The organism is Streptomyces lydicus (assembly GCF_000717345.1).
GTDB lineage: Bacteria > Actinomycetota > Actinomycetes > Streptomycetales > Streptomycetaceae > Streptomyces > Streptomyces lydicus.
In genome coordinates, this window is sequence record NZ_JNZA01000021.1 from 13,529 (window position 1) to 38,281 (window position 24,753).

Here is a 24,753-nt window from a genome sequence, read left to right on the forward strand (position 1 = left end):
CGCGCCCGCACCCGCCCCGACCCACAGGAGCCCCATGCGATTCGGCGTCAACTACACCCCCACTCAGGGCTGGTTCCACCACTGGCTGGACTTCGACGCGGATTCCGTACGTGCCGACCTCGATTCCATAGCCGGTCTCGGCCTGGACCACATCCGGGTCTTCCCGCTCTGGCCGCTCTTCCAGCCCAACCGGACGCTGATCCGGCCGCGCGCCGTGGAACAGCTGGTGGAACTGGCGGACGCGGCGGCCGAACGCGGGCTGGACGTCAACGTCGACGGGCTGCAGGGCCATCTGTCGAGCTTCGACTTCCTCCCCGCGTGGACCGCGACCTGGCACCGCCGCAACCTCTTCACCGACCCGGACGTACTGGCCGGGCAGGAGGAGTATCTGCGGACGCTGGCGGCCGCGCTCGCCGACCGGCCCAACTTCCTCGGGATGACGCTCGGCAACGAGATCAACCAGTTCTCCGACGGCCCGCACCCGGACCCCGACCGCATCACCGCCGCGCAGGCCACCGCCTGGCTGGAACGGATGCTGGCGGCCTGCGAGCGGGGCGCCCCGGGCCGGACGCATCTGCACGCCGCCTACGACGCCGCCTGGTACCGCGACGGCCACCCCTTCACCCCCGCCCAGGCGGCCCGGCTGGGCGCGGTCACCGCCGTGCACTCCTGGGTGTTCAACGGCACCGCGCAGCGCCACGGCCCGACGGGCACCGCCACCGAGCAGCACGCCGCCTATCTCATCGAACTGTCGAAGGCGTGGGCGGAGGACCCGCACCGCCCGGTGTGGCTCCAGGAGGTCGGCGCCCCCGCGCCGCACATTCCCGAGGAGCGGGCGGCGGGCTTCACCGAGGCCACCGTGACCCACGCCCTGGACTGCCCGGACGTGTGGGGCGTGACCTGGTGGTGTTCGCACGACGTCTCGCGCTCGCTCGCCGACTTCCCGGAGCTGGAATACGGGCTGGGGCTGCTCGGCAACGACCGCACGGTCAAACCGGCGGGGCGGGCGCTCGCGGCGCTGGCCGAGCAGTGGCGCGGCCGGCAGCACCGGCCGGCGGTCCGCAGCACCGCGCTGGTCGTCGACGCCGGCGAGGCCGGGGCCGCGCCGCGGCGGTCGGTGTGCGCGCCCGGCGGCCCGGTCTTCGAGTCCTGGGCCGAGCTCGCCGCCGAGGGCGTCCGGCCGGCCCTCGTACTGGCCGAACGCGCCGCCGACAGCGCCCACTTGGCGTCCCGTGGCATCACCGCGGTCCTGACGCCCGAGGAGGTCGGGGGCGCCGCGCGGCACCACCGGCCGTCCGCCCCCGCGAGCCGGCGCCCGTCGTCACCGTCCGTCTCCCCTCGGAGGAGTACCTCATGAACCGGCAACCGTCACCCGTCCCCCGCCGTCGTGTGCTGCTGGCCGGGGCGGGTGCCGCGGCCGCGCTGGCCGGCCCGTCCCTCGGGGCGTCCCCCGCACGGGCCGCCGGCCGGCACCGGCCGCGCGCCGCGGACTCGCTGCAGCCGTACGCCTCGTACTGGTTCCCCGATTCGCTGCCGCCGGGCACGCCCGGTGACGGCATCACCTGGCGCAGCCTCGCGGCCTGGCAGCCGGGTACCGACCGGGACCTGGCCTTCAACCGGTCGACGGTGCCGCTCGCCCGGCGCTTCACGCCCGTCCCGGCGCACACCACCGCCCGCGCCGGACAGGCCCGGATCAGCGCGCTGGCGGCCTTCGACCACACCGCGGGCAACCCGTCGCAGGGCTCGGCGACCGCGGACACCTACGCGCCGACCCACTGGGCGCTGCTCGACGAGCTGGTCTTCTGGGGCGGTTCCGCCGGCGAGGGGCTGATCCTGGCGCCGAACGCCCCGTTGGTCGACGCCGCGCACCGCAACGGCGTACCCGTACTGGGCACCGTCTTCCTGCCGCCGGTCGCCTACGGCGGGCAGCTGCGCTGGACGCGTGACCTGGTGCGCAGGGACGCGGCGGGGCGTTTCCCGCTGGCCGCGAAGCTGGTGCAGGTCGCGACGGTGTACGGCTTCGACGGCTGGTTCATCAACGCGGAGACCGGCGGCGGGGACGCCGCGCTGGCCGCGGAGATGCAGGCGTTCCTGCGGGCGCTGCGTGCCGCGGGCGCCGGGCAGGGCGTGCGGATCACCTGGTACGACGCGATGAACCGGACCGGGCAGGTCGGCTGGCAGGGCGCGCTCGACGACCTCAACCGGTCGTTCTTCCAGGACGCTTCCGGGCCGGTCGCCGACAGCCTGTTCGTGGACTTCCGCTGGAGCGCCCGGTCGCTCGCGGACTCCGGGCGGCTGGCGGAGCAGCTGGGACGCAGCCGCTACGAGTTGTGGGCCGGCGTCGATGTGGAGTCGGCGGGCTGGGACACCGGCACCGACTGGGACGCGATCCTCCCCGAGGGGCGGGACCAGGTCGTCTCGTTCGGTTTCTACCGGCCCGAGTGGACCCTTCAGCACCTGCCGGCGGGGCGTACGCCGGGCCAGTTCCACGCCGCGGACGACCGGTTCTGGGCGGGAGAGGGAGCGGCCGCTGCCCGGCCCGGCGGGGCGGGGGGCTGGCGGGCGCCGGCCACCGCGGTCGCCGACCGGTCGACGCTCACCGCGCTGCCGTTCGCCACCGGCTTCAACACCGGCCACGGCCTGCGCTGGTACGAGGCCGGCAAGGTCACCTCCGAGGCCCCCTGGAGCCATCTCGGCCTGCAGGACCGGCTGCCGCCGCGGCGCTGGGTGGTACACACCGAGGGGCAACACCCGGATATTTCCTGGGACTTCGACGACGCCTGGCGGGGCGGCAGCAGTCTGCTGGTGCGCGGCGCCCTGGACGCACCGGCCACGGTGGAGCTGTTCCCCGCCCGGCTGCCGGCCGGTGCCGCCACGGTCCTCGACCTCACCCACCGGCTCGATCCGGCCTCCGGCCCGGTGACCGTCGAGGTGGCGGTCGCGACCCGGCCGGCCCCGGCGCCGGGCCGGCCCGCGCCGTACGTCCACCTGCCGGCCGGGACGCTCCAGCCGGGCGACGGCTGGCGCACCGACACCGTACGGCTCGGCCCGCTCGGCTCCGGCACGCTGCACGCACTGGGCGTACGGCTGACCGGGAGCGGCGGGGCGGCGGTGGCCTGGCGACTGGGGGCGCTCGCGGTCCACGACGGCCCGGCGTCGCCGGCCGCTCCCGGTGGGCTGAGGGTCACCGACACCGCCGCCGTCGACGGTGCCGTCTCGGTGCGGCTGGCCTGGCGCCGCGCGAACGGCCCGGTGCGCCACTACGAGCTCCACCGCCGGCTCCCGGACGGCAGCCGGCGCTTCCTCGGCGGCACCTGCGGCACGGCCCTGTACGTACCGGGGCTGCGGCGCGCCGGGACCGAGCCGGCCGCCGAGATCGAGGTACGCGCCGTCCACGAACTGTTCACCACCTCGGAACCGGCTCGCGTCCAACTTCCCTGGTAGTCAAGGACGTTGCCCGCCCCCACCACTACCCGTACCACCCGCGACGATACGGAGCCCCTGTCATGCACGACGACCGCGCACTGATCGAAGCCCGCCTCAAGCGGGTCCTGGACGAGCGCATCCGGCCCGCGCTGTATCCGGAATCGGTTCCCCTGGAGGTCGCGGCCTGGGTCGCACCGGGCGGAACGGTGCCGGTGGCCGAGGGGCTGGCCGCCGCGCACACCCCGGTCGCGGTGGGGGACGCCTGGGGCGCGCCCTGGGGCACGACCTGGTTCAAGGTGAGTGGCGAGGTGCCGGCGGAGTGGGCGGGGCGCACCGTCGAGGCGGTGCTGGACCTGGGCTTCGACGAGCGGATGCCGGGCTTCCAGTGCGAGGCGCTGGTGCATCTGCCCGACGGCACTCCGGTGAAGGCGATCAATCCGCGCAACCAGTGGGTGCGGGTGGGGGCGCCGGTGCGCGGTGGCGAGCGGGTCGAGTGGCATCTGGAGGCCGCGTCCAACCCCGTCCTCCTCGACGTCCATCCGTTCCAGCCGACCCTGCTGGGCGACCCGGAGACGGCGGGCAGTGAACCGCAGTACCGGCTGGCGCGGATGGATCTGGCGGTGTTCGACACCGAGGTGTGGGAGCTGATCCTGGACCTGGAGGTGCTGGGCGAGCTGATGGTGGAGCTGCCGGTGGACAGCCCGCGGCGCTGGGAGGTGCTGCGGGCCGTGGGCCGGGCGCTGGACGCGGTGGACCTGCAGGACGTCAACGCGACGGCGCGGGCGGCACGGGCGGAGCTGCGGGCGGTGCTGGCGGCGCCCGCGGGGGCGTCCGCGCACCGGATCAGCGCGGTGGGGCACGCGCACATCGACTCGGCATGGCTGTGGCCGCTGCGGGAGACCGTGCGGAAGGTGGCGCGTACGACGTCCAACATGACGGCGCTGCTGGAGGACGAGCCGGAGTTCGTCTACGCCATGTCGCAGGCGCAGCAGTACGCCTGGATCAAGGAGCACCGGCCCGAGGTCTACGCCAAGGTCAAGAAGGCGGTCGCGGAGGGGCGGTTCGTGCCGGCGGGCGGGATGTGGGTGGAGGCGGACACCAATATGCCCGGATCGGAGGCGATGGCCCGGCAGTTCGTGCACGGCAAGCGGTTCTTCCTGGAGGAGTTCGGCGTCGAGAACGACGAGGCGTGGCTGCCGGACACCTTCGGTTTCGCCGCCGGGCTGCCGCAGATCATCCGGGCGGCGGGCTCGAAGTGGCTGCTGACGCAGAAGATCTCCTGGAGCCAGATCAACGCCTTTCCGCACCACACCTTCCGCTGGGAGGGCATCGACGGCACCCGGATCTTCACCCACTTCCCGCCGGTGGACACCTACAACTGCCAGATGGCGGGGCGCGAGATCGCCCATGCGGCACGGAACTTCAAGGACAAGGGCGTGGCCAGCCACTCGCTGGCACCGACCGGCTGGGGCGACGGCGGCGGGGGCACCACCCGCGAGATGATCGCCAAGGCCCGCCGGCTGCGCGATCTGGACGGCTCGGCGACGGTGCGGTGGGAGCGGCCCGCGGACTTCTTCGCGAAGGCGGAGGCGGAGTACCCGAACGCGCCGGTGTGGGTGGGTGAGCTGTATCTGGAGCTGCACCGGGCGACGCTGACCAGCCAGGCGCGGACCAAGCGGGGCAACCGGCGCAGCGAGCAGCTGCTGCGGGAGGCCGAACTGTGGTCGGCGACGGCGGCCGTGGCAGCCGGCCGCCCTTATCCGTACGCGGAGTTGGACCGGCTCTGGAAGACCGTGCTGCTCCATCAGTTCCATGACATCCTGCCCGGCTCGTCCATCGCGTGGGTGCACCATGAGGCGGAGCGGACCTATGCGGCGGTCGCCGCCGAGCTGGAGGGGATCATCGCGGGCGCCCTGGCGGCGCTGGCCGGCGGCGGGAGCGAGGAGCTGGCGGTGAACTCGGCGCCGCACCGGCGCGGCGGGGTCGCGGCGGGGGCGGTGGCGCCGCCGGTGGCCGACGGTCCCGAGGTGTCCGCGGCGCCCTGCGAGGACGGCGGGTTCACGCTGGCCAACGGGCTGCTGCGGATCCGGATCGACGCCCGCGGCCTGGTGGTCTCCGCGTACGACTGCGCCGCCGGCCGGGAGGTGGTGGCGCCCGGCGGGGCGGCGAACCTGCTGCAGATCCACCCGGACTTCCCGAACATGTGGGACGCCTGGGACGTGGATTCCTTCTACCGCAACGTCGTCACCGATCTGACGGACGCCGACGAGGTCGCGCTCGGCGAGGTGACCGGCGAGTCGGCGACGGTGCGGGTGGTCCGCAGCTTCGGTGACTCCCGTGTGGTGCAGTCGCTGACGCTGGCCCGCGGGCAGCGGCGCCTGGACATCGACACCGAGGTCGACTGGCACGAGACGGAGAAGTTCCTCAAGGCGGCGTTCCCGCTGGACGTGCACGCCGAGCGGTACGCCGCGGAGACCCAGTTCGGGCACCTGTACCGGCCCACGCACACCAACACCAGCTGGGAGGCGGCCAAGTTCGAGGCGTGCGCGCACCGCTTTGTGCACGTCGCGGAGCCGGGCTGGGGCGTCGCGCTGGTCAATGACGCCACGTACGGCCATGACGTCACGCGTACGGTGCGGGACGACGGCGACCGGGGCACCACCACGACCGTACGGCTCTCCCTGCTGCGGGCCCCGCGCTTCCCCGACCCGGAGACCGACCAGGGCCGGCACGTCTTCCGGTACGCGCTGGTGCCCGGCGCGGACCTCGGGGACGCGGTCCGCGAGGGCCATCGCATCAACCTGCCCGAGCGCCGGATCGCCGGCGCCCGGGCGGTGCCTCCGCTGGTCACGGTCGGCAATGACGCGACGGTGGTCACCGCGGTCAAGCTGGCCGACGACACGAGCGGCGATGTGGTCGTCCGTCTGCACGAGGCGCTCGGCGGGCGGGCGGTCACCGCGGTGACCGCCGGGTTCGAGGTGGCGGACGTGGTCACCACCGATCTGCTGGAGCGGCCGACGGACGACGGGCCGGCGCTCGAACGCGACGGCGACACGGTCCGGATGCGGCTGCGTCCGTTCCAGATCGTGACGCTGCGACTGAGCCGGGCGGGCGAGCGCCGGCGTCCGGGGCCGGACGGAGGCCGGCAGACCCTGGAGGGGAGGCGCCCCTAGTCTCTGGGGCGGCCCGGCCGGAAGCGGGCGTCGGGGCAGGTGTCGCGGCGCCGCTCACGCCCGCCGCCGCGGCCGGCCCGCCGGTCGCGGCCGGTGTCCGGCACCCGGCCCCGGGCGGGGCCGCACCCCGCTTCCCGGCCGGGGTCACGGCTCGGGTCCAGGCCGAGCATGTCCATCAGCAACGTCAGATCATCGGCGTCCCGCGCACGGCCGGCCAGCGCCTTCCTGGCGAGCCGTCGTTCCTCGTCACACGGCGCGGCGCGGGGCGCGGTGGCATCGGCACTGCGGTGTTCATCGGTCACCGCTGCATTCTCGGCCGGACCGTCGCACCGTGCCCGTCGAGCGGGCCATTGGGTTCCGGCGGGAACACGACGGCGCCCGTTGCGCCGGGCGGGTGAGCCGGATCGCTGGCCCTAGGATCACGGACAGAGCCCGCCCGCCGGCACGGGCCGAGGAGACCAGGGGAACCACCGCGGCCCGTTTTCCCTCTTTATGGGCACTTGCCCCTGGTCCATCGTCGCGGAGTCACCGTTGAAACGTCCCTGTACCGTCGCGCTCGCGGCCACCCTCGTCACCCTCTGCGCGCTGCTCACCGGCTGCTCCGACGCCGGAAAAGCGGTCGACTTCAACGCCGGCGCGAAGAGCGACGGCACCACGCGGACCGAACCCGTCGACGGCGACACCCGCATGCCGACCGGCCCGCGGAGCGACTTCCGCATCACCCGGACCCTGGACGACGGCACCCATATAGCGCGCACGACGTTGAAGGGCGCGAAGTCCGGTGTCACCGGAAGCGTGTGGGTGTGGGCGCCGAAGGAGTACCAGGAGGCGAAGTACGCCAAGAGCGGGTTCCCGGTGCTGATAGCACTGCCCGGCGGGCTGGGCAGCCCCAAGGAGCCGGGCGGCGTCACCAACTACTGGGTCGGCGGCGACATCGAGCTCCAGGAGAACCTCACGAAGTGGACGGCGGAGGGCAAGAGCCTGCCGTTCATCGTGGTGATGCCGATGCTGAATCCGGACACCCGGTACCACGACGGCAGCGACATCCCCGGTCAGCAGAAGATGGGCACCTGGTTGACCGAGGACGTGGTGAACCTGACGAAGGCCAACTTCCGTACGTTCGCCTCCCGGGACGGCTGGGCCTTCATGGGCTCGTCCTCGGGCGGCTTCGCCGGCCTGAAGTCCGTCCTCAAGCACCCGGACAAGTTCAAGGCCGCGATAGCCAGCGGGCCCGACCTCGCGCCGGACTCCCCGCTGTGGGCCGGCCACCGGGCGGAGAAGGACGCCAACGACCCCGGGAAGCTCGCCGGCGGCCTGTTGCGCAAGGGCGGCCCGGACGTGTACCTCGCGTTCCAGGCCGGAACCAGGGAATCCCCCGCCGTCACCACCGCGATACAGAAATTCCGCACCGCGTACGGCAAGGGCCCGATCCACACCGCCCTCCAGCTGATACCGGGCGGTCGGCACAACGCCTGGGACTACCAGAAGGGCATGGCCGCCGGCTCGATGAAGTTCATCAGCGACCAGCTGAAGGGCCCGGTGGCGAGCGGCTCCTGAACCGCTCCCCCGCGCCGCGCCGGCGTCGTCCCCGCCCCGCAGATGCAGATCGCCAGGTGGGGGGCGATGCTGGAGGCGTGGGGGACCGTGGTGAGGAGGACCGCCCATGTCCATGATGGACAAGCTCAAGCACATGCTGAAGGGTCACGAATCCCAGACCGACAAGGGCATCGACAAGGCCGGCGACATGATCGACGAGCGGACCCAGGGCAAATACAAGGGTCAGGTCGACACCGGTCAGGACAAGCTCCGGGACCAGTTCGGCGGCGGCCGCGGCGAGGACCGGCCCCCGCAGCCCTGAGCCGGCGGCCCGAGCGGCGGTGCTCGGCCGCCGCTCCCCCGTCCGGCGCACCGCGCGTACGCTGTTCGGATGACGCCCGCACCGTCCGCCCGGTTGACGCCCGACGTCCTGATGCGTCTCCCGGTGCTGGAGGACGCCGCGCCCCTCGCCCGGGCCTATCAGCGCAGCCGTGACCACCTCCGCCCCTGGGAGCCGGACCGGCACGAGTCCTTCTTCACGCCCGCCGGGCAGACGGAGCGGCTTCAGGGTCTGCTCGCGGAGTGGAGCGCCGGGCGGGCCGTGCCGTGGGTCCTGGTCCGGCAGCCCGATCAGGACGCGGCGGAGCCCGACGTCGTCGGTGCGGTCACCCTCAGCGGGATCACCCGCGGGCCGATGTGCAGTGCTTCTCTCGGCTATTGGATCGACGCCGGGCAGGTGGGCCGCGGGCTGGCCTCCGCCGCGGTACGCGCGGTGTGCGCCCTCTCCGACACCGAGCTGGGCCTGCACCGGCTACAGGCCGGCACCCTGCTGCACAACGTCGCCTCGCAACGGGTGCTGACCAAGTGCGGTTTCACCCTCTTCGGCACCGCCGAGCGCTACCTCCACATCAACGGTGCCTGGCGCGACCACCGTCTCTTCCAGAAGATCCTCAACGACCGCCGGCCGTGACGGCCGGACGGGTGGGGCGGTGCCCCATGCGTCGACGCCCGCTCCCCCGACAGGGAACGGGCGCCGACGCGGGTGGGACGGACTACGCCGGGCGGATCTTCTCCGCCTGCGGCCCCTTGTGGCCCTGGGTGACCTCGAAGGTCACCTTCTGCCCCTCCTGGAGCTCGCGGAAGCCGGTCGCGTCGATGTTGGAGTAGTGCGCGAAGACATCGGCACCGCCACCGTCCTGGGCGATGAAGCCGAAGCCCTTTTCCGAGTTGAACCACTTCACCGTGCCGGAAGCCATGTACGTCTCCTTTGTTCAATGGGCTCGAATCGGCTTCCGCGTGCTGCGGAACCCGGAGGTGATCGCCTGGCCCGGACACGCACCGCACAGCAAGAACGCCCGTGAATGCGACACGGGCGCCCGGTACTTCGGAACCACGACAGCTGAGCAGGACGCTACACCGCAGAGCGCCCGGCGGGCCGCACAACCGTGGCTGACGCGTCGCCCTTCACCGGGCAAGGCCATCGGATGTCCTCCGTATCCCTGACCGATCGGACACCCGTACGACCGCCGGTGGGTGCGGCCGGGTGAGTTCAGTCGGACTCCTCGGCCGCTGCCTCGCGGGGCTTGCGCCGGCGCCGCCACAGGCCGGTGCCGAGCCCGGCGACCGCGATGACCCCGACGGCCGCGGCCGCCGAGAGCAGCCACCGCTGGCGCGCGCCGGCATCGGTCTGTGCCGCGACGGGGGCCTTGTGCAGCGCGGTCTGCCCGTCCGGCCGGTGGGCGACGCGCTGGAGGTCCGCCAGCCTGTCACCGGGCGCCAGGGTGGGAAGCATGCCGACGGCCACGGCCCGGGGTGCCGCGGCGAACCCCCAGTCCAACAGGGCGCGGGTCTCCTCGTAGACGGCGTTCCGGCCGCCGGACTGCGGGTTCATGACGGTGACCAGCAGGGTGCGGCCGGCGCGCCGGGCGGCGGCGACGAGGGTGTTGCCGGCGTGGCTGGTGTAGCCGTTCTTCACCCCGATCAGGCCGTCGTACGGGCGGACGCCGTGCGAGCCGACCAGCAGCCGGTTGGTGTTCTGGATGCCGAACGCGTCCGGCCCGCCCTCCTGCGGCAGCTCCGCCCGCTTCGTCGAGGCGAACCGGGCGAAGTCCGGGTTGGTCAGCCCGGCCTGCCCGAAGAGCGTGAGGTCGTAGGCGGAGGAGAACTGCCCCGGTGTGTCGAAGCCGTCCGCGGACTCGACCCTGGTGTCGCGGGCGCCGAGGCGCCGCGCGGTCTCCTGCATGTCGTCGATGGTCTTGTTCCAGCCGCCGTTCATGCTGGCCAGGGTGTGCACGGCGTCGCTGCCCGAGCTCAGGAACACGCCGTGCCACAGGTCGGCGACGTGGTACGGCACCTCCTCCTTGAGCCCGGCCATCGAACTCCCCGACTCGATGCCGGCCAGGTCCTCCAGGGAGACGGTGTGCACCTGCCGCTGGGAGAACTTCGGCAGCACGGTCACCGCGAAGAGGGTCTTGAGCGTGCTGGCGGGCGGCAGCGGCCGGTGGACGTCCTTGGCGGCCAGGATCTTGCCGCTGTCCAGGTCCGTGACCATCCACGACAGTGCGGTGACGTCCGGCGGCTCGGGTACGCCGTCCCGGGGCTGGAACTGCACACCGTGCCGGTCCAGCCGGTTCCCGGCGTCGCCCGGCTCGGCCAGGTGCGTGCCGGGCCGCAGATCGTCGACGCCGTGCGGGCCGTCGGCGAGCGCCGGTCCGGCGGCGGCCAGCAGGCTCGCGGCGCAAACGGTGGCCGCGGTAACGGCTCTGACGGGGGCCCAACTCACGCTCGACATGAGGCCCACGCTAAGAACGACCGCGGCCGCCCGCCGGTTGACGTACTCCATCCGATGTCCGGCCGCCCCGGTGGATGCGCCCGCCGGGGCGGCCGGCCGTCCGCTACCAGATCTGGTTGACCCACTCGGGGTGGTCGACGAACGGGTTGCGGTTGTGCTGGTACTTGTCGAAGATCACCTGGTTGCGCCGCTTCTCGAAGGCCGAGGGCGGGTCCTGCTGGCTCCACTGCTTGAGGACGGAGATCCGGCCGATGTTCGGGTGGCTGCCGTTGCCGACCGTGTCGTTGGGCTCCAGGTCGGGGAAGCCGTCGCCGCCGTCGTAACGGACGGCCATGTAGAGGATCATGCGGGCGACATCGCCCTTGTCCGCGTCGCGGGGCTCGAAGGAGTCGCCGTCGGTGTAGTTGCCCGGCGCCTCGCCGACCTCCGTGCCGCCGTTGTCGAAGTCCTTGTTGCCCCGGGTGCTGTTGACGGAGACGTCCGCCGGGCGCAGGTGGTGCAGGTCGGTCCCGGGGCCGGTGGCGGTACCGAAGTCGCCGTGCGACTTCGCCCAGACGTGCTCGCGGTTCCAGTCATCCGGATCCCCGCCGTTGGAGTTCTTGCTCTGGGACTTCCCGGAATACAGCAGAATCACGTTCGCGCTGTTCGCCGGGTCCTGGTCGGTGTTCTTGAGGGCGTCCCAGACCTGGGAATAGGTCAGTTTCCCGGTCTGGGTGCTGCTGATGATCCGGTGCAGCGCGTCCTTGAGCGCCTTTCCGGTCTTTCCGACGGCGTCCTTGTAGTAGGTGTCGTCATACGTGCCGACGGATATGGACGCGCGGTGCGCGGCCGTCGCGCTGCCGGATCCGTGGTGTGCCGGCCCGGCGGTCGCACTGGCCGGGATCTGCGCGGCCACCGCCACCACGACGGTGACGGTGGCGAGGGCCAGCGCGCGGCCGCGATGGGTTTTGTGGGTCTTGTCCACGAAGGGTGTCCTCTCCCCGAATTGTGGTACCGGGCGTGAAAGCTGTGGGGGCACGTCCGGCACCGGCCGTCGGTTATACGGCCGCAGGCAGCTTTCCACCGCGGTAATCACCACGGTGTGAACACCAGGGGGGAGTTGTGTGTCCGCTCCGTGGCAACCACCGCATTCCCCCCGCACACGCCACACCGCTGATAGACGGTCCGTCAGGGCCGGTCAACGGTCTGTCATGGCCGCGCCAGACAGGCCCCTTCCGGCTCTCCCGCCGCATCCGCACGGAGGGCGTACGGCTCCGAGTCGCGCTGCTCGGGGGCGACTGCCGGCACCGCCCCGGAGCGCCGCCGTAGGTCGGGCAGCAGGGTCAGAACGCCGAGGACGGCAAGCCCGGCGCCGAGCCACAACGGCGCACGCAGGCCGAAGGAGTTGATCGCCAGACCGCCGCCCGAGGACCCCACGATGACCCCGAGGGTGATGAAGGACGAATGCACGGTATTCACCAACGGACCGGAATTGGCTATGCGTTGGACACGAGTGACCATGGCCGGGTTCATGGTCACTCCGACCAGCCCGATTCCCGTCGTGAGCAATACCGCCGGAACGGCGAGCCGGGCGAGGACGGCGAATCCGGCGAGGAACAGGAAATTCAGCGCCAGCCCGACGAGTTGGACCGCCACGGTGTGCCGGTCCGCGAGTCGTCCGACGACGGCATTGCCGATGACCGTGGCGGCACCGTATCCGATGAGAAGCAGCGGCACGGTTCCGGAATCAAATCCGGTGACCTCGGTCAGAATGGGGTGGAGATAGCTGAACGCCGAGAAGGTCGCGCCGATGATCAGGGTGCTGGTCGAGAGCACCAGCCACAGCCGGGGATTCCTGAACGCGGCCAGTTCCTCCCGGACGCCGCCGCCTCCGGCACGCCCCTGCGGCGGAACTCCGACGAGCGTGGCGAGTGCGGCGAGTACCGCGATCCCCGAAATGACCCAGAACGCCGCCCGCCAGCCCAGGTGTTCACCGATCACCGTCGAGAGCGGCAGCCCGAGCAGCGTGCCGAGCATCAGCCCGTTCATCGCCAGCGCGATGGCCCGACCGCGGACCTCCGGGCGGGTGACCTGGACGCAGAGGGAGATCGCCACCCCGAAGAACGCCTGGGAGGCGACGCCGGTGACGATCCGCGCCGCCAGCATCACCCCGTAGTCCGGCGCGAGGGCGGCCAGCACGTTGCCCGTCAGGAATATCCCGAACAGCACCATCAGCGCGTGCTTCTGACGCAGCCGCAGCACGGCAACGGTGAGGAACGGCCCGCCGGCCGACATGGCCACCGCGAAGGCGGTGATGAGATAGCCGATCTGCGGGATGCCCACCCCCAGCCCGTCCGCCATCTGCGGCATCAGCCCGGCCACCGCGAACTCGCTGGTCACCATGGCGAAGATGCCCACGGCCAGGACGTACACGGCGCGCGACATGCCCGGAACCCCATTTCTGAACCGATCGTTCCAATACATGCCCGGGACTCTAACATCATTTTGGATCGGCTATTCCAAAACTTCGACGAGCCGACGCCCGGCCCGGCCCGGCCGCCGGGCGGTGACGAACTCCGTGCTCAGATCAGGGGTTTGTCCCACACCACCGAATAGCGCCACAGCAGATGGCGACGCACACGACTGCCCGGCAGGCAGTCCCGGGCCGCCCGCCGGACCCCACCCCAGGCCATGTCCGAGTCCTCGACCGGCATCCCCGGCGGCCCGTTCTTGCCCCCGTGGCGCCGGGCGAGGAGGCGAGCGGCGGGCAGTCCCGCGCCGCTGACGCACCGGTCCAGCAGCGTCCGGTTGTTCGCCAGACCGATGATGACGAGACGTCCGCCGGGCGCCAGCAGCTCGGCCATCCGCCGGGCCGCGGCCTCGAAGCCGATGTGGTGGACGACGGCCACGGCGGTGACGAAGTCGTACGCACCCGGCCGGATCTCCTCCGCCGTCATGACGTCGGCCTCGACGAACGCGGCGTTGGGGAGCCCGGCACCGCGCACCCGGGCCAGCCGCACCATCGCGGCGGAGCGGTCCACTCCGGTCACCTCACCGACCAGCCCGGCCAGTTCGGCGACCAGGAGGCCGTCGCCGCAGCCGATGTCCAGTGCCCGCGCGCAGCCGTCCGGGACCGCGTCCCGTACGAGCCGGTGGTAGTGCACGTTGTGGTTCCAGTACGGGCGCGGGGACATCGGTCCGTCGGTGGGCGGCATCCGGCAACGGTAGCCGGGCACCCGGCGTGAGCTGCCCCGATCGGGTGAAACAGGGCCCGTTCCGGAACCGTGGGGGCGTACCAGGGCCTCCGAAGAGCTGACGACTGCTTCGTCGACCCCCTCCGCTCCTCGGACCGCGATCTGGAGGCCCCGATGACGCCGCACTGCCCGACTCCCCCGCCGTACGGCGCGACACCGGTCCCGGTGCTCGCTCCCCCGCGCGCCGAGGACCGGCTCAGCACCCTGGCCTTCCCGGCCGATTTCCTGCTTCCGCCGCCCCGCCCCGAGGACCGGCTGCCGCTCGACGCGCGCGCCGAGGATCTGCCGCTCCTACCCCCGGGCCCCGAGGAGCGCCTACAGGGTCCGGTGGCGCTGCCCGACCGGCAGCGGCCGGACCTCCGGGCCGCCCTCGCCGCGGCCGGGGTCGCGCCGTCCGAGGGTGATCAGGCCGCCCTCGCGGAGCTGGCCGGGCTCGGCGACGCCACGGTCCGGGCCGTCGTCGGCTGGCTCGAGGCCGCCGCGCGGGCATCCTGGCAACGGCCGCAGGCGGTGTGAACGGGCCTGCCGGACCGCTCAGCGCAGCCCCGGCAGCCGGCGCAGCTCGTCGATCCGCAGGACGCGGGCCAGCCCCAGGAAGAGCAGCGCCATGGTGAGTCCGCCGGCGGTCAGCGCCAGGGCGGGGGCCCAGCCCGCCGGAACGGACGCACCGGTGCAGGCCCACGCCGCGAGCCGGCCGGCCGCACCGGCCAGGGCGGCGGCCACGGCCAGCCTGCCGTAGGTACGGCACAGCCGCCGGCCGTCGAGGCGGCCGGCGATGCGCCGGCGCAGCAGCAGCGCGGTGACCAGCAGACCGACGCCGTAGGCGACGGCATAGGCGGCGGCCATACCGGTGACCGACCAGCGCGCGGGCAGCAGCAGATGGCAGGCGGTGGCCAGGGCGACGTTGACCGCGCTGATCCAGAAGGCCATCCAGAACGGCGTACGGGTGTCCTCGAAGGCGTAGAAGCCGCGCAGCAGCAGGTACTGCGCGGAGAACGGGATCAGGCCGAGGCCGAACGCCTGCAGCATGTGACCGGCGGGCGCGGCCGAGGCGGCGTCCACCGAGCCGTGTGCGAAGAGCAGTTGGGCGGTCTGCGGGCCGAAGGCGAGGAAGAAGAACGCGGCCGGCACGATGAGGACGCCACTGGCGCGCAAGGCGCGGGAGAGGTCGCCGCGCAGATCGTCCAGGCGGTGTTCGGCGACCGCGCGGCTCATCCGGGGCAGCAGCGCCGTCACGAGCGAGACGGTGACGATCGACTGCGGCAGCATCCAGACGGTCTGGGCGTAGCTGTAGGCGGTGTACCCCACGCCGGCGGTGGGGAGCTGCTGGTCGGCGGCGTTGGCGTAGTGCGTGACGACGGTCATCGCGGCCAGGTTGGCGAGGACGAACAGCAGCGTCCAGCGGGCGGCCGCGATGCTCTTGCCGAGGCCGCTGCCGCGCCAGTCGAAGCGCGGCCGGAAGCGGAAGCCGGCGGCGCGCACGAACGGGATCAGCGCCAGGCCCTGGAGGGCGATGCCGCCGGTGGTGGCGAGGCCCAGCAGGTCGATCTGGCTCCGGGTGATGTCCTCGATGCGGTCGGGCCCGGCCAGCAGGCCGAGGTAGACGCCGAACATCGCGATCAGGACGAGGTTGTTGAGGACCGGGGTCCACATCATCGCGCCGAACTTGCTCCGGGCGTTGAGGACTTGGCCGAGGATGAAGAAGAGTCCGTAGAAGAAGATCTGCGGGAGCAGGAAGCGCGCGAAGACGACGGTGAGTTCGAAGGCGGCGTGGGTCGCCGGGGTGTCGGTGGTGTAGACGGCGACGAGGTGCGGCGCGGCCCACACCGAGAGCAGTGTGCCGACCGCCAGCACGCTCAGGACGAGGGTGACCAGCCGCTGTTCGAAGGCGCGGCCGCCGTCCGCGTGCTCGGCTCGGGCGCGCACCAGCTGGGGTACCAGCACCGAGTTCAGCGCGCCGCCGATCAGCAGGGTGTAGAGGCTCATCGGGACGACGTTGGCGGTGTTGTACGTGGAGGCGAGCAGGCCGGTGCCGAGGGCGGCGGCCTGGAGCACATTGCGGAACAGCCCGGTGGCACGGGACACCACGGTCCCCACGGCCATCAGGAGCGAGGAACGCGCCACCCCGCCCTTGGCGGCGGCCTCCTTCCCCGTGGCGTCGCCCCCGCCGGTGGTCTGCCGGCTCGGGGCGCGCAGCGGCAACGTGTCATCCGGTATCCCGTCGGTCATGGGGACAACTATGCCGCTCAGGGCAGCGGTCGGGCCCGATCGGGGTCGAGGAGCGGTGCGTGCAGATCGCCGTAGTGCTCGATGCGGGGACCGATCTCATCGAAGAGGAAGCTGAGTTGCTCCGGGTCGCGGCAGTCGGCGATCTCGTCCCAGGTGACCGGGGCGGAGACGGTGGGAGTGGCGCGGGCGCGCAGGGTGTAGGCGACGGCGGTGGTCTTGGCGGCGGCGTTCTGGGAGAAGTCGATGAAGACCTTGCCGGGCCGCAGCGCCTTGGTCATCTTGTGCACGACGAGGTCCGGCAGGGCCCTGGCCGCCTCGACGGCGAGGGTCCTGGCGTAGGCGGTGGCCCGCTCCGACGGGGTGGGCTCGATCGGCACGACCAGATGCAGGCCCTTGGAGCCGCTGGTCTTGGCGAAGACCTCCAGGCCGTCGGCGGCCAGCCGCTCGTGCAGCCACTGCGCCGCGGTACAGCACTCGACGACGGTGGCGGGGTCGCCGGGGTCCAGATCCAGGACGAGGCGGTCTGCGGTGCCCGGCGCGCGGCAGGTCCACTGCGGGGTGTGCAGTTCGACGACGAGGTTCGCGGCCCAGACGAGTGAGGGCAGGTCCTGCAGCAGGGCCTGCCGGGTGGGCCCGGACGTCGAATGGGGGACCTCGCAGGTCTTCACCCAGGAGGGCGTGCCGGGCGGCACGTTCTTGGTGAAGAAGCGCTGGCCGTCGGGCCCGTCGGGGTAGCGCAGGAAGGACAGCGGCCGGTCGTGGAGGTGCGCGAGCAGCGGCTCAGCGGTGGTGGTGCAGTAGTGGACGACCTCACCCTTGGTGGTGCCGGTCTCGGGATACAGGACCTTGTCGAGGTTGGTCAGCGGGAGGCGCCGCCCCTCCACGACGGTGATCGGCGACATACGATGAGAATCCCACACAAGGGGTGAAATATGCGTTCTATATGGAATGGGTCGATCTCCTTCGGCCTGGTCACCATCCCCGTGAAGACCTACAGCGCCACCGAGCGGACCTCGTCGGTCTCCTTCCTGCGCATCCACGAGAAGGACGGCGCGCCGATCCAGTACCGGAAGGTGTGCGAGCTGGACGGCAAGGAGGTGCCGAACGAGGAGGTCGGCAAGGGCTATCAGCCGCCGGGCGACGACACCGTCGTGCCGGTCACCGACGACGAGTTGTCACGGCTGCCGGCGCCCACCGGCAAGGCGCTGACGATTCTGTCGTTCGTCGACCCCTCGGAGATCGACCCGCTCCAGATGGACAAGGCGTACTACCTGGGACCCAACGGGGCGTCCGCCGCCAAGCCGTACGCGCTGCTGCGGGAGGCGCTGGAGCACCACCGGAAGGTGGCGCTCGGCAAGGTGGCGATGCGCGGCCGGGAGTCGCTGGCGATGCTGCGGGCGCACGACGGGGCGATCGTGATGCACCAGCTGCTGTGGCCGGACCAGGTCCGCCCCGCCCCCGACGTCGTGCACGAGGAGGTCAAGCTGCGCGAGAACGAGATGGCGCTGGCCGAGACGCTGATGGACTCCCTGGGTGAGCTGGACCCGGCAGAACTCCACGACGACTACCGGGAGGCCGTCGAGGAGCTGGCGGCCGCCAAGCTGGAGGGCGAGGAGCCGGTCGCCCCCGCGCCGAGTGCGTCCGACGCCCAGGTCATCGATCTGACCGCGGCCCTGGAGAAGAGCGTGCGGGCGGCCCGGTCGGGCCGCGGGGAGGGCGCGGAGTCGGCGTCGGTGACGCCCATCCGGGGGCGGACGACGAAGAAGGCCGCGGAGAAGAAGCCCGCGGCCGGGAAGAGCACGGCCGACGCTCCGGCCGAGAAGACCGCGGCAAAGGGCGGCGCGAAGAAATCCACCGCGCGGACCGCACAGAAGAGCACGGGCGGGACCACGGAAAAGGCCGCGCGGAAGGCCACCGGGAAGAGCACCGCCGGGAAAGCCGCGGCCAAGAAGACCGCGGCCGGGAAGCCGCGGGCGAAGAAGTCCGGCTGACCGTCCACCACCGCCTCCCCCGCCCGTTCTAGAGTCTGGGTATGGCTTCAGACGAGGGGACCACCCGCATCGACAGCTGGATCTGGTCCGTACGGCTCACCAAGACCCGTTCGCTGGCCGCGGCGGCCTGTCGCGCCGGGCACGTACGGGTCAACGGGGAGCGGGTGAAGCCGGCCCACGCCGTGCGCAACGGCGACGAGGTGCGGCTGCGGCACGCCGGGCGGGAGCGGATCGTGGTGGTCTCGCGGCTGGTGCGCAAGCGGGTCGGCGCGGCCGTCGCCGCCGAGTGCTTCGTCGACAACTCCCCGCCGGCCCCGCCGCGCGAGGAGCAGCCGCTGATCGCCCACCGCGACCGCGGCACCGGGCGGCCCACCAAGCGCGACCGGCGCGAGATCGACCAGCTGCGGCAGCGGTGAGCGCCGGCCGGTGAGCGGACCGGCTCAGGCGTCGGGCAGCGCGTCCAGATAGACCCACTCGCCGCTCTCGCGGACGAAGCGGCTGTGCTCGTACTGGCTGCCGGCGACGCCGTGCAGGCTGTAGTGCGCGCGGAATTCCACGGTGCCCTCGGTGTGGAAGGCGGTGCCGCCGGTCGTGCCGAGGATGTCCAGGCCGGTCCAGCGCTGCGCCGGTTCGAGGTCGAGGGCGGCGGGGCGGGTCGTCGGGTGCCAGGTGCGCCGGAGGTACGCGGCGTCGCCGACGGCGAAGGCGCTGTAGCGCGAGCGCATCAGCCGCTCCGCGGTCGGGGCGGTGGCGCGGCCCTCGTGGAAGGCGGCACAGCAGTCGCGGTAGGTCTCCGGACGCCCGCAGGGGCAGGGCGCGGCGGGGGCGAGGGCGGCGGGGCGGCGGGGCCCGTCCGACGGACTCGTGAGCGGCTTCTTCTTCGGCTTCGACACCCGACGATTGTGCCGGTCCGCGGGAGGCGGTCGCGACACGCCGGTGCCGCGCCGGAGCGACACGCCGGAGGGACACGTCATGGAGCTGCGCCCATATAGGGAATTTCAACGACAAATCACCCGTTTGCGGCTTTTTGTGGCTTGATCCGGGCCGTGAGGCTGGAAGAACTCATGGTGACCGTCCCCACCCTCCAGGAGAGAGCCCCCCATGATTCTGTCCATTTCCGGCGTCGTCCTGCTCGGTGTCATCGTCTTCCTCTTCTTCCGGAAAGACGGCCTCAAGTTGTCCCACGCGCTGATCTCCGCGCTCTTCGGGTTCTATCTCGCCAGTTCCGCCATCGCGCCGAGCATCAAGGCCGGCGGGGCGAGCCTGGCGAGCCTCCTCGGCGGCATCAAGCTCTAGGGGTGGCTCCCACGCCCTCCTCCGGCGCACCCGCACGGGTCCCGCCCGCACGGGCCGCCCCAGGTCCCGTCCGGGCGGCTCCGTGTGCCGCCCGTCCCGGCTCGGCGCCCACACCGAGCCCGCAAGCCCCACCGCACGAGCAACAGGAGAAGTTGTGGCCCGGCGCCCTCTGCCCCGCATCCTGACCGACAGCGCACCGCTGGCCCGGATGGCCAACTTCGCGTCGCTGGCGCGCAGTCGCGAGTTCGCGCGCACCGCCGCCGACAGCGCCTCCGACGTGTTCCACCCCCTGATCACCATCGGCCGGGGCCTGCGCCGGATGGCGGTGGCGGCCCGGGGGCGGTGGGACGCCACGCCCAAGGAGAGCCGCGGTCCGCTGCTGTTCTTCATCGGCGCCTGCGTGCTGGTGGTGGCCCTGGTGCCGTACGGGCCGCTGCTCGCCCTGATCGCCGCGATGGCGGCAGGGGCCTGGGCGGGCCGGGAGCGCACCCCGGTGGTCACCGGTCCCAGCGAGGCGGAGACGGAGCGGCTGCGGGCGCTGTACGAGGCGCTGGTGCCGTACCTCTCCGCCGAGGGCGACCCCGCCCCGCTGTACGCGCACGGCGGCGACTGGGAACGGGTCTTCGGCGAGTACGCCTTCGACGACAGCGGGCGGCTGGAGCGGCTGCAGCTCAAGTACCCGGCGTACTTCACCGACGGTGAGGACCGGTCCCGGGGCCGCATCGAGCAGGTCCTCTACGCGAAGGCCGGCCGCGGTCGCGAGTACCACTTCGCCTGGGACGAGCTGGCCAATCAGCTGACCGTGACGGTCCTGGCGGCGCTGCCCGCCGATATCGCCGCCCAGCGCTTCGTCACCTCGCCGGGCGAGACGGTGCTCGGCTTCACCGACCCGGATTCCGTCCAGCGGACGCTGCCGGTCGACGGCGAGGACGGCACCCGGGACGCGCCGCCGGTGGTCTGGCGTACCGGCCCCCGCTCCACCGAGCCGCATCTGCTCGCCCTGGGGCAGTCGGGCAGCGGCACCACGACGCTGCTGCGCTCGATCGCGTTGCAGGCGCTGGTCCACGGCGATGTGCTGGTCGTCGACGGCACCGGCACCGGCGAGTTCGGGTGTCTGGCCGGGCGCCGCGGTGTGCGGGGGGTGGAGAGCGGGCTGGCGGGGGCGCTGGCGGCGCTGGAGTGGGCCTCGCAGGAGACCGAGCGGCGACTGGTCGTGGCGAACCGGGCCCGGCAGTCCGGCCGGCCGGCGCCGGACGACACCCGGCGGCCGCTGTGGATCGTCGTGGACCGCCCTACCGCGCTGTCCCACCTCGCGGCGGCGGAGGGCCGGGACGATCCGCAGCGGTGGCTCCAGGTGCCGCTGCGGCACGGCCGGGCGGCCCAGGTGACGGTGGTCGTGGCCGATCAGTTCGAGAGCGCCGACCTGCTGAGCGATCCGGTGCGGGCGCACACCAAGGCGCGGGTGGTGCTCGGCACCGCCACGGCGGAGGAGGTACGGGCGGTGCTCGGGGCGCCGCCGCACACCACGCCGACCGCGAGCGTGCCGCCGGGGCGGGGCTATGCGCGGCTGGGCAGCGGGCCCGTCCTGCGGGTCCAGGTGCCGGCCACGCCCGACCCTTTCGACGACGCGACGAGCGAGGGGCACCGGGAAGCCGTCCTGGCGCTGCTGCCGGAGCGCACGGTCCCGGACGACACCGAGTCCCTCGCCACCGTGGAGGACGGCTCCGCGCCCTCCCACCCGGCCCGGGCGGACGGGGCGGACGGGGTGGACGGCACGGACGGGGTCGACGAGGTGGGCGAGGCGGAGCCGTCAGCGGCCGAGCCGGTGGGAGCGGCCGCCCGGGTGTCCATCGTCAAGGGCGGCGAGTCCCGTACGGTCACGGGCGGTTCGCGAGAGGCCCTGCGCGCGGAACGGTGACGGGCGGGGCGGCCGGCCCCCTGACGTCCCGCCCCGCCACGTGCCCCTCAGGCGACGAAGCTGTGCCGCGGCTCGGCGGCCTCCACCGGCGCACCCGTCGCGACCAGCCGCGCGGCGCCGGCCAGCCGGACGGCGGCCTCGTCGGCGACCGCCCCGCTGACCGTGAACGGCAGCCGTACGAAGCCCTCGAAGGCACCGTCGACGCCGAACCGGGGGCCGGAGGGCACCCGCACCCCCAGCCGCTCGCCCGCCTCGGCGATCCGGGAGCCGGAGAGGCCGCCCGTACGCACCCAGAGCGTGAGCCCGCCGCGCGGCACGCTGTACTCCCAGTCGGGGAGGTGCCGTTGGAGGGCTTCGACGATCGCATCGCGGTTCTCGCGGGCCTGGTCGCGGCGGATACCGACGGCCTGCTCCCAGCCGCCGCTCTCCAGCAGCGAGGCGATGGCGAGCTGTTCGAGGACCGGTGAGCCCAGGTCGGAGTAGGCGCGGGCGGCGACCAGGCTGCGGATGATGTCGGGCGCGGCGCGCACCCAGCCGATCCGCATCCCGGCCCAGAACGCCTTGCTGGCCGAGCCGACGGTGATCACCGCGCTGCCGGCGGGGTCGAACGCGCAGACCGGACGGGGCGGTTCGGTGTCCTCGTCGAGCTGGAGCTCGGTCATGGTCTCGTCGACGACGAGCAGGGTGCCGGCCGACCGCGCGGCGTCGACGAGCCGGCGGCGCTGGTCCTCGGTGGCAAGCGTGCCGGTGGGGTTGTGGAAGTCGGCGACGACGTACGCCATGCGCGGCGCGGCATCGCGCATCACCTGGCGCCAGGCGGGGATGTCCCAGCCGGCCAGCCGCTCCCCGAGGGCGACCGGGACCAGCCGGGCGCCGGCGTCCCGCATCAGCTGGAGAATGTTGGCGTACGAGGGCGAGTCGACGGCCACCCGCTCGCCGGGGCTCGTACAGAGGCGGCAGATCGCGGCGACGGCACCCATCGCGCCGGTGGTCACCATGATCTGTTCGGGCATGGTGGGGATGCCGCGGGCGGTGTAGCGGTCGGCGAGGGCCTGGCGCAGCACGGGCAGGCCGGCCGGGTAGTCGCCGTGGGTGTGGGCGTAGAGCGGGAGGTCGGCCATGGCGCCCTGGACGGCGCGGGTGAGCCAGGGTTCGGGTGCCGGGAGGGCGGCGCAGCCGAGGTCGATCATGGAACCGGCGGCCTCCGGGGGCAGCGGTTCCAGGCCGCGGGTGGGCAGCGGGTTGCCGGCCGGGACGGCGGTCCAGCTGCCGGAGCCGCGCCGGGACTCCAGGAAGCCCTCGGCGCGCAGCGCTTCGTAGGCGGCGGCGACGGTGGTGCGGCTGACGCCGAAGGCGGCGGCCAGCTCCCGTTCGGCGGGCAGCCGGGCGGCGACCGGTATCCGGCCTTCCAGCACGAGCAGGCGGACGCCGTCGGCGAGGCTGCGGTAGGCGGGCAACCGGCGTCCGCCGACGGCGAGTTGGGCATCGCGCGGGTCCTGCGACCGGAGCAGCCGGGCCAGCTGGGGCGCCCCCACCGCTGAAGTCCACTGAGCCATGAAGATCAGTCCACCTTCCCGGAATTGGCTCTACTTCCCGAGCCCCGACACGCCACATGGTGTCACGCGTCGGTCCAATCCTGCCAGGAGGGGGAATTTTTGTGTCCATAACGAAAGAGGCCGGTCCGCGGAGGGGCCTGCTGGCGCGCCGGCTGGTCCAGCTGTACACGGGGCTGACCCTGTACGGCGTGAGCATGGGCCTGATGGTCCGCGCCGGCCTGGGCCTGGAGCCCTGGAGCGTACTCAACCAGGGCATATCCCGTCACACGGGACTGTCGATCGGCACCGTCACCATCGTGTCCGGCGCGCTGATCCTGCTGCTGTGGATCCCGCTGCGCCAGCGCCCCGGCCTGGGGACGGTCTCGAACGTGGTGCTGCTCGGCCTCGTGATGGACCTGACCATCACCCTGGTGCCCGAGCTGCACGCGCTCGGCGCCCGCATCCCGCTGCTGGCGTTCGCCGTCCTCCTCAACGGCGCCGCGACCGGCCTGTACATCTCCGCCCGCTTCGGCCCCGGGCCGCGCGACGGGCTGATGACCGGACTGCACCTGCGTACCGGCCGCCCGGTGCGGCTGGTGCGCACCTGCATCGAGGTCACGGTGCTCGCGGTCGGCTTCCTGCTCGGCGGCTCGATCGGGGCCGGCACGGTGGTCTACGCCCTGGCCATCGGACCGCTGGCACAGCTCTTCCTGCGGCTCTTCGCGATCAAGGGATTGCCCGAGCAGCCGTCGCGGGTGGTGGCCCGCCACGTCACTTCACCCGAGCGCGCCATACTGCCGGAGTGACCCCCGCGATACGCCTCCGCCATGCCTACCTCGACCACCCCGCGCCGCTCCCCTTCGCCCACCGCGGCGGGGCCGCGGAGGGCCTGGAGAACACCGCCGCCGCCTTCCGCCGCGCGGTCGGCCTCGGCTACCGCTATCTGGAGACCGATGTGCACGCCACGTCGGACGGCCGGCTCGTCGCCTTCCACGACGCGACGCTCGACCGCGTCACCGACGCCCGGGGCGCGATCGGGCACCTCCCCTGGCGCGCGGTGCGCCGGGCCCGGGTCGGCGGCCGGGAGCCGCTGCCGCTGTTCGAGGACCTGATGGAGGAGTTCCCAGAGGCCCGCTGGAACGTCGACCTCAAGGCGGACGCCGCACTCGGCCCGCTGCTCGACCTGCTGCGCCGCACCGGCGCCTGGGACCGGGTGTGCGTGGGCTCCTTCTCGGAGGCCCGGGTGGCGCGGGCGCAGCGGCTGGCCGGCGGCCGGATGGCCAGCTCGCTCGGCACCCGCGGCGTCGCCGGCCTGCGGCTGCGCTCGTACGGCCGCGGAGTGCTGCCGCTGGACCGGCTGCTGGGTGCGGCGGTACGGCGCAGCGCGGTGTGCGTCCAGGTCCCCGAGGCGCAGTCCGGGATACCGGTCGTCGATCCGCTGTTCCTGCGCGCCGCGCACGCGCTGGGCATGCAGGTCCACGTCTGGACGGTCAACGACCAGGATCGGATGAACGCGCTGTTGGACCTCGGTGTGGATGGCATCATGACCGACCACATAGAGACGCTGCGCACGGTGCTGACCGAGCGGGGGTGCTGGGTCCCGGGCGCATGACGTCCGGGGGCGC

Annotated in this window: 23 protein-coding genes; 13 read left to right on the forward strand and 10 right to left on the reverse strand. The window is 72.9% G+C overall.

The annotated features are described in order from the left end of the window. Positions 1-34 precede the first annotated feature (34 nt). The 3 genes from OO62_RS20930 (at position 35) to OO62_RS20940 (ending at position 6,599) form a co-directional block, all read left to right on the forward strand. Positions 35-1,357, forward strand: a complete 1,323-nt coding sequence (locus OO62_RS20930; RefSeq protein WP_033269041.1) for a glycoside hydrolase 5 family protein — start codon at positions 35-37, stop codon at positions 1,355-1,357. Next, entirely contained in the window at positions 1,354-3,444 is a 2,091-nt protein-coding gene (locus OO62_RS20935) for an endo-beta-N-acetylglucosaminidase (protein WP_033269042.1), read from the forward strand. Before OO62_RS20930 ends, OO62_RS20935 begins: the two co-directional genes overlap by 4 nt. A gap of 62 nt (positions 3,445-3,506) precedes the next feature. Continuing rightward, positions 3,507-6,599, forward strand: coding sequence for an alpha-mannosidase (locus OO62_RS20940; protein ID WP_078617291.1), 3,093 nt, complete (start codon positions 3,507-3,509; stop codon positions 6,597-6,599). Here OO62_RS20940 and OO62_RS20945 read toward each other — a convergent pair. Further along, entirely contained in the window at positions 6,596-6,901 is a 306-nt protein-coding gene (locus OO62_RS20945; RefSeq protein ID WP_033269043.1) for a hypothetical protein, read from the reverse strand. The two genes, OO62_RS20940 and OO62_RS20945, sit on opposite strands and share 4 nt — an antisense overlap. Before the next feature lie 229 nt (positions 6,902-7,130). Here OO62_RS20945 and OO62_RS20950 point away from each other — a divergent pair, with 229 nt between their 5' ends. The 3 genes from OO62_RS20950 (at position 7,131) to OO62_RS20960 (ending at position 9,105) form a co-directional block, all read left to right on the forward strand. After that, entirely contained in the window at positions 7,131-8,156 is a 1,026-nt protein-coding gene (locus tag OO62_RS20950; RefSeq protein ID WP_033269044.1) for an alpha/beta hydrolase, read from the forward strand. A 106-nt stretch (positions 8,157-8,262) separates the two neighbouring features. Continuing rightward, entirely contained in the window at positions 8,263-8,457 is a 195-nt protein-coding gene (locus OO62_RS20955) for an antitoxin (protein WP_033269045.1), read from the forward strand. Positions 8,458-8,526: 69 nt separating this feature from the next. Beyond that, the gene (locus OO62_RS20960; protein ID WP_033269046.1) at positions 8,527-9,105 is read left to right on the forward strand and encodes a GNAT family N-acetyltransferase; all 579 of its coding nucleotides are present in this window, start codon (positions 8,527-8,529) and stop codon (positions 9,103-9,105) included. Positions 9,106-9,187: 82 nt separating this feature from the next. On the opposite strand, the gene OO62_RS20965 is transcribed toward OO62_RS20960, so the two are convergent. The 5 genes from OO62_RS20965 to OO62_RS20985 form a co-directional block, all read right to left on the reverse strand. Further along, complete coding sequence (locus tag OO62_RS20965) at positions 9,188-9,391, reverse strand: cold-shock protein (protein WP_033269047.1); 204 nt, start codon at positions 9,389-9,391, stop codon at positions 9,188-9,190. Positions 9,392-9,684: 293 nt separating this feature from the next. After that, positions 9,685-10,926, reverse strand: coding sequence for a D-alanyl-D-alanine carboxypeptidase family protein (locus OO62_RS20970; RefSeq protein ID WP_033269103.1), 1,242 nt, complete (start codon positions 10,924-10,926; stop codon positions 9,685-9,687). Positions 10,927-11,029: 103 nt separating this feature from the next. Further along, positions 11,030-11,890 carry an endonuclease I family protein gene (locus OO62_RS20975; RefSeq protein WP_033269048.1) on the reverse strand — a complete coding sequence of 287 codons (861 nt, stop codon included), beginning with the start codon at positions 11,888-11,890 and terminating at the stop codon, positions 11,030-11,032. Positions 11,891-12,114: 224 nt separating this feature from the next. Continuing rightward, complete coding sequence (locus tag OO62_RS20980; RefSeq protein ID WP_078617292.1) at positions 12,115-13,350, reverse strand: MFS transporter; 1,236 nt, start codon at positions 13,348-13,350, stop codon at positions 12,115-12,117. Positions 13,351-13,487: 137 nt separating this feature from the next. Further along, positions 13,488-14,120: a class I SAM-dependent methyltransferase gene (locus OO62_RS20985; RefSeq protein ID WP_051733473.1), complete on the reverse strand. Its 633-nt coding sequence runs from the start codon at positions 14,118-14,120 to the stop codon at positions 13,488-13,490. Between the two features lie 69 nt (positions 14,121-14,189). Between OO62_RS20985 and OO62_RS40230 the strand changes: the two genes are divergently transcribed. After that, entirely contained in the window at positions 14,190-14,675 is a 486-nt protein-coding gene (locus tag OO62_RS40230) for a hypothetical protein (protein WP_211267956.1), read from the forward strand. A gap of 18 nt (positions 14,676-14,693) precedes the next feature. On the opposite strand, the gene murJ is transcribed toward OO62_RS40230, so the two are convergent. Together murJ and ligD are read right to left on the reverse strand one after the other, a co-directional pair. Further along, on the reverse strand, positions 14,694-16,262 hold the full coding sequence (gene murJ / locus OO62_RS20995; RefSeq protein ID WP_033269107.1) for a murein biosynthesis integral membrane protein MurJ: 1,569 nt from the start codon (positions 16,260-16,262) through the stop codon (positions 14,694-14,696). Between the two features lie 143 nt (positions 16,263-16,405). After that, positions 16,406-17,290: a non-homologous end-joining DNA ligase gene (gene ligD, locus OO62_RS21000; protein ID WP_033269049.1), complete on the reverse strand. Its 885-nt coding sequence runs from the start codon at positions 17,288-17,290 to the stop codon at positions 16,406-16,408. A 30-nt stretch (positions 17,291-17,320) separates the two neighbouring features. Here ligD and ku point away from each other — a divergent pair, with 30 nt between their 5' ends. Together ku and OO62_RS21010 are read left to right on the forward strand one after the other, a co-directional pair. Continuing rightward, positions 17,321-18,379 (forward strand): non-homologous end joining protein Ku, encoded by a 1,059-nt coding sequence (gene ku / locus OO62_RS21005; protein WP_033269050.1) that lies wholly within the window; start codon positions 17,321-17,323, stop codon positions 18,377-18,379. Between the two features lie 41 nt (positions 18,380-18,420). Beyond that, complete coding sequence (locus tag OO62_RS21010; protein ID WP_033269051.1) at positions 18,421-18,795, forward strand: RNA-binding S4 domain-containing protein; 375 nt, start codon at positions 18,421-18,423, stop codon at positions 18,793-18,795. A gap of 24 nt (positions 18,796-18,819) precedes the next feature. Here the strand turns inward: OO62_RS21010 and OO62_RS21015 are convergent, their stop codons facing one another. Continuing rightward, entirely contained in the window at positions 18,820-19,272 is a 453-nt protein-coding gene (locus OO62_RS21015; protein ID WP_033269052.1) for a YchJ family protein, read from the reverse strand. Between the two features lie 208 nt (positions 19,273-19,480). Between OO62_RS21015 and OO62_RS21020 the strand changes: the two genes are divergently transcribed. Beyond that, entirely contained in the window at positions 19,481-19,675 is a 195-nt protein-coding gene (locus tag OO62_RS21020; RefSeq protein ID WP_033269053.1) for a hypothetical protein, read from the forward strand. Positions 19,676-19,829: 154 nt separating this feature from the next. Further along, a complete protein-coding gene (locus tag OO62_RS21025) occupies positions 19,830-21,593 on the forward strand; it encodes a membrane protein (RefSeq protein WP_033269054.1) in 1,764 nt (587 codons plus the stop codon). Positions 21,594-21,640: 47 nt separating this feature from the next. Here the strand turns inward: OO62_RS21025 and OO62_RS21030 are convergent, their stop codons facing one another. Further along, positions 21,641-23,149, reverse strand: a complete 1,509-nt coding sequence (locus OO62_RS21030) for an SCO1417 family PLP biosynthesis transcription factor (protein ID WP_033269055.1) — start codon at positions 23,147-23,149, stop codon at positions 21,641-21,643. Positions 23,150-23,343: 194 nt separating this feature from the next. On the opposite strand from OO62_RS21030, the gene yczE reads away from it, so the two are divergent. Both yczE and OO62_RS21040 read left to right on the forward strand, forming a co-directional pair. Continuing rightward, a complete protein-coding gene (gene yczE, locus OO62_RS21035; RefSeq protein WP_180290184.1) occupies positions 23,344-23,934 on the forward strand; it encodes a membrane protein YczE in 591 nt (196 codons plus the stop codon). Continuing rightward, the gene (locus OO62_RS21040) at positions 23,931-24,740 is read left to right on the forward strand and encodes a glycerophosphodiester phosphodiesterase family protein (protein ID WP_033269056.1); all 810 of its coding nucleotides are present in this window, start codon (positions 23,931-23,933) and stop codon (positions 24,738-24,740) included. Before yczE ends, OO62_RS21040 begins: the two co-directional genes overlap by 4 nt. Positions 24,741-24,753: the final 13 nt, after the last annotated feature.

Excerpts from the sequence above, each read along its gene's own strand:
- OO62_RS20930 (WP_033269041.1), top strand. The coding sequence starts at position 35 with ATGCGATTCGGCGTCAACTACACCCCCACTCAGGGCTGGTTCCACCAC.
- OO62_RS20935 (WP_033269042.1), top strand. The coding sequence starts at position 1,354 with ATGAACCGGCAACCGTCACCCGTCCCCCGCCGTCGTGTGCTGCTGGCC.
- OO62_RS20940 (WP_078617291.1), top strand. The coding sequence starts at position 3,507 with ATGCACGACGACCGCGCACTGATCGAAGCCCGCCTCAAGCGGGTCCTG.
- OO62_RS20955 (WP_033269045.1), top strand. The coding sequence starts at position 8,263 with ATGTCCATGATGGACAAGCTCAAGCACATGCTGAAGGGTCACGAATCC.
- OO62_RS20960 (WP_033269046.1), top strand. The coding sequence starts at position 8,527 with ATGACGCCCGCACCGTCCGCCCGGTTGACGCCCGACGTCCTGATGCGT.
- OO62_RS20965 (WP_033269047.1), bottom strand. The coding sequence starts at position 9,391 with ATGGCTTCCGGCACGGTGAAGTGGTTCAACTCGGAAAAGGGCTTCGGC.
- OO62_RS20970 (WP_033269103.1), bottom strand. The coding sequence starts at position 10,926 with ATGTCGAGCGTGAGTTGGGCCCCCGTCAGAGCCGTTACCGCGGCCACC.
- OO62_RS20980 (WP_078617292.1), bottom strand. The coding sequence starts at position 13,350 with ATGTCGCGCGCCGTGTACGTCCTGGCCGTGGGCATCTTCGCCATGGTG.
- OO62_RS20985 (WP_051733473.1), bottom strand. The coding sequence starts at position 14,120 with ATGCCGCCCACCGACGGACCGATGTCCCCGCGCCCGTACTGGAACCAC.
- murJ (WP_033269107.1), bottom strand. The coding sequence starts at position 16,262 with ATGGCCGTGGGGACCGTGGTGTCCCGTGCCACCGGGCTGTTCCGCAAT.
- ligD (WP_033269049.1), bottom strand. The coding sequence starts at position 17,290 with ATGTCGCCGATCACCGTCGTGGAGGGGCGGCGCCTCCCGCTGACCAAC.
- ku (WP_033269050.1), top strand. The coding sequence starts at position 17,321 with ATGCGTTCTATATGGAATGGGTCGATCTCCTTCGGCCTGGTCACCATC.
- OO62_RS21010 (WP_033269051.1), top strand. The coding sequence starts at position 18,421 with ATGGCTTCAGACGAGGGGACCACCCGCATCGACAGCTGGATCTGGTCC.
- OO62_RS21020 (WP_033269053.1), top strand. The coding sequence starts at position 19,481 with ATGATTCTGTCCATTTCCGGCGTCGTCCTGCTCGGTGTCATCGTCTTC.
- OO62_RS21030 (WP_033269055.1), bottom strand. The coding sequence starts at position 23,149 with ATGGCTCAGTGGACTTCAGCGGTGGGGGCGCCCCAGCTGGCCCGGCTG.
- yczE (WP_180290184.1), top strand. The coding sequence starts at position 23,344 with ATGGGCCTGATGGTCCGCGCCGGCCTGGGCCTGGAGCCCTGGAGCGTA.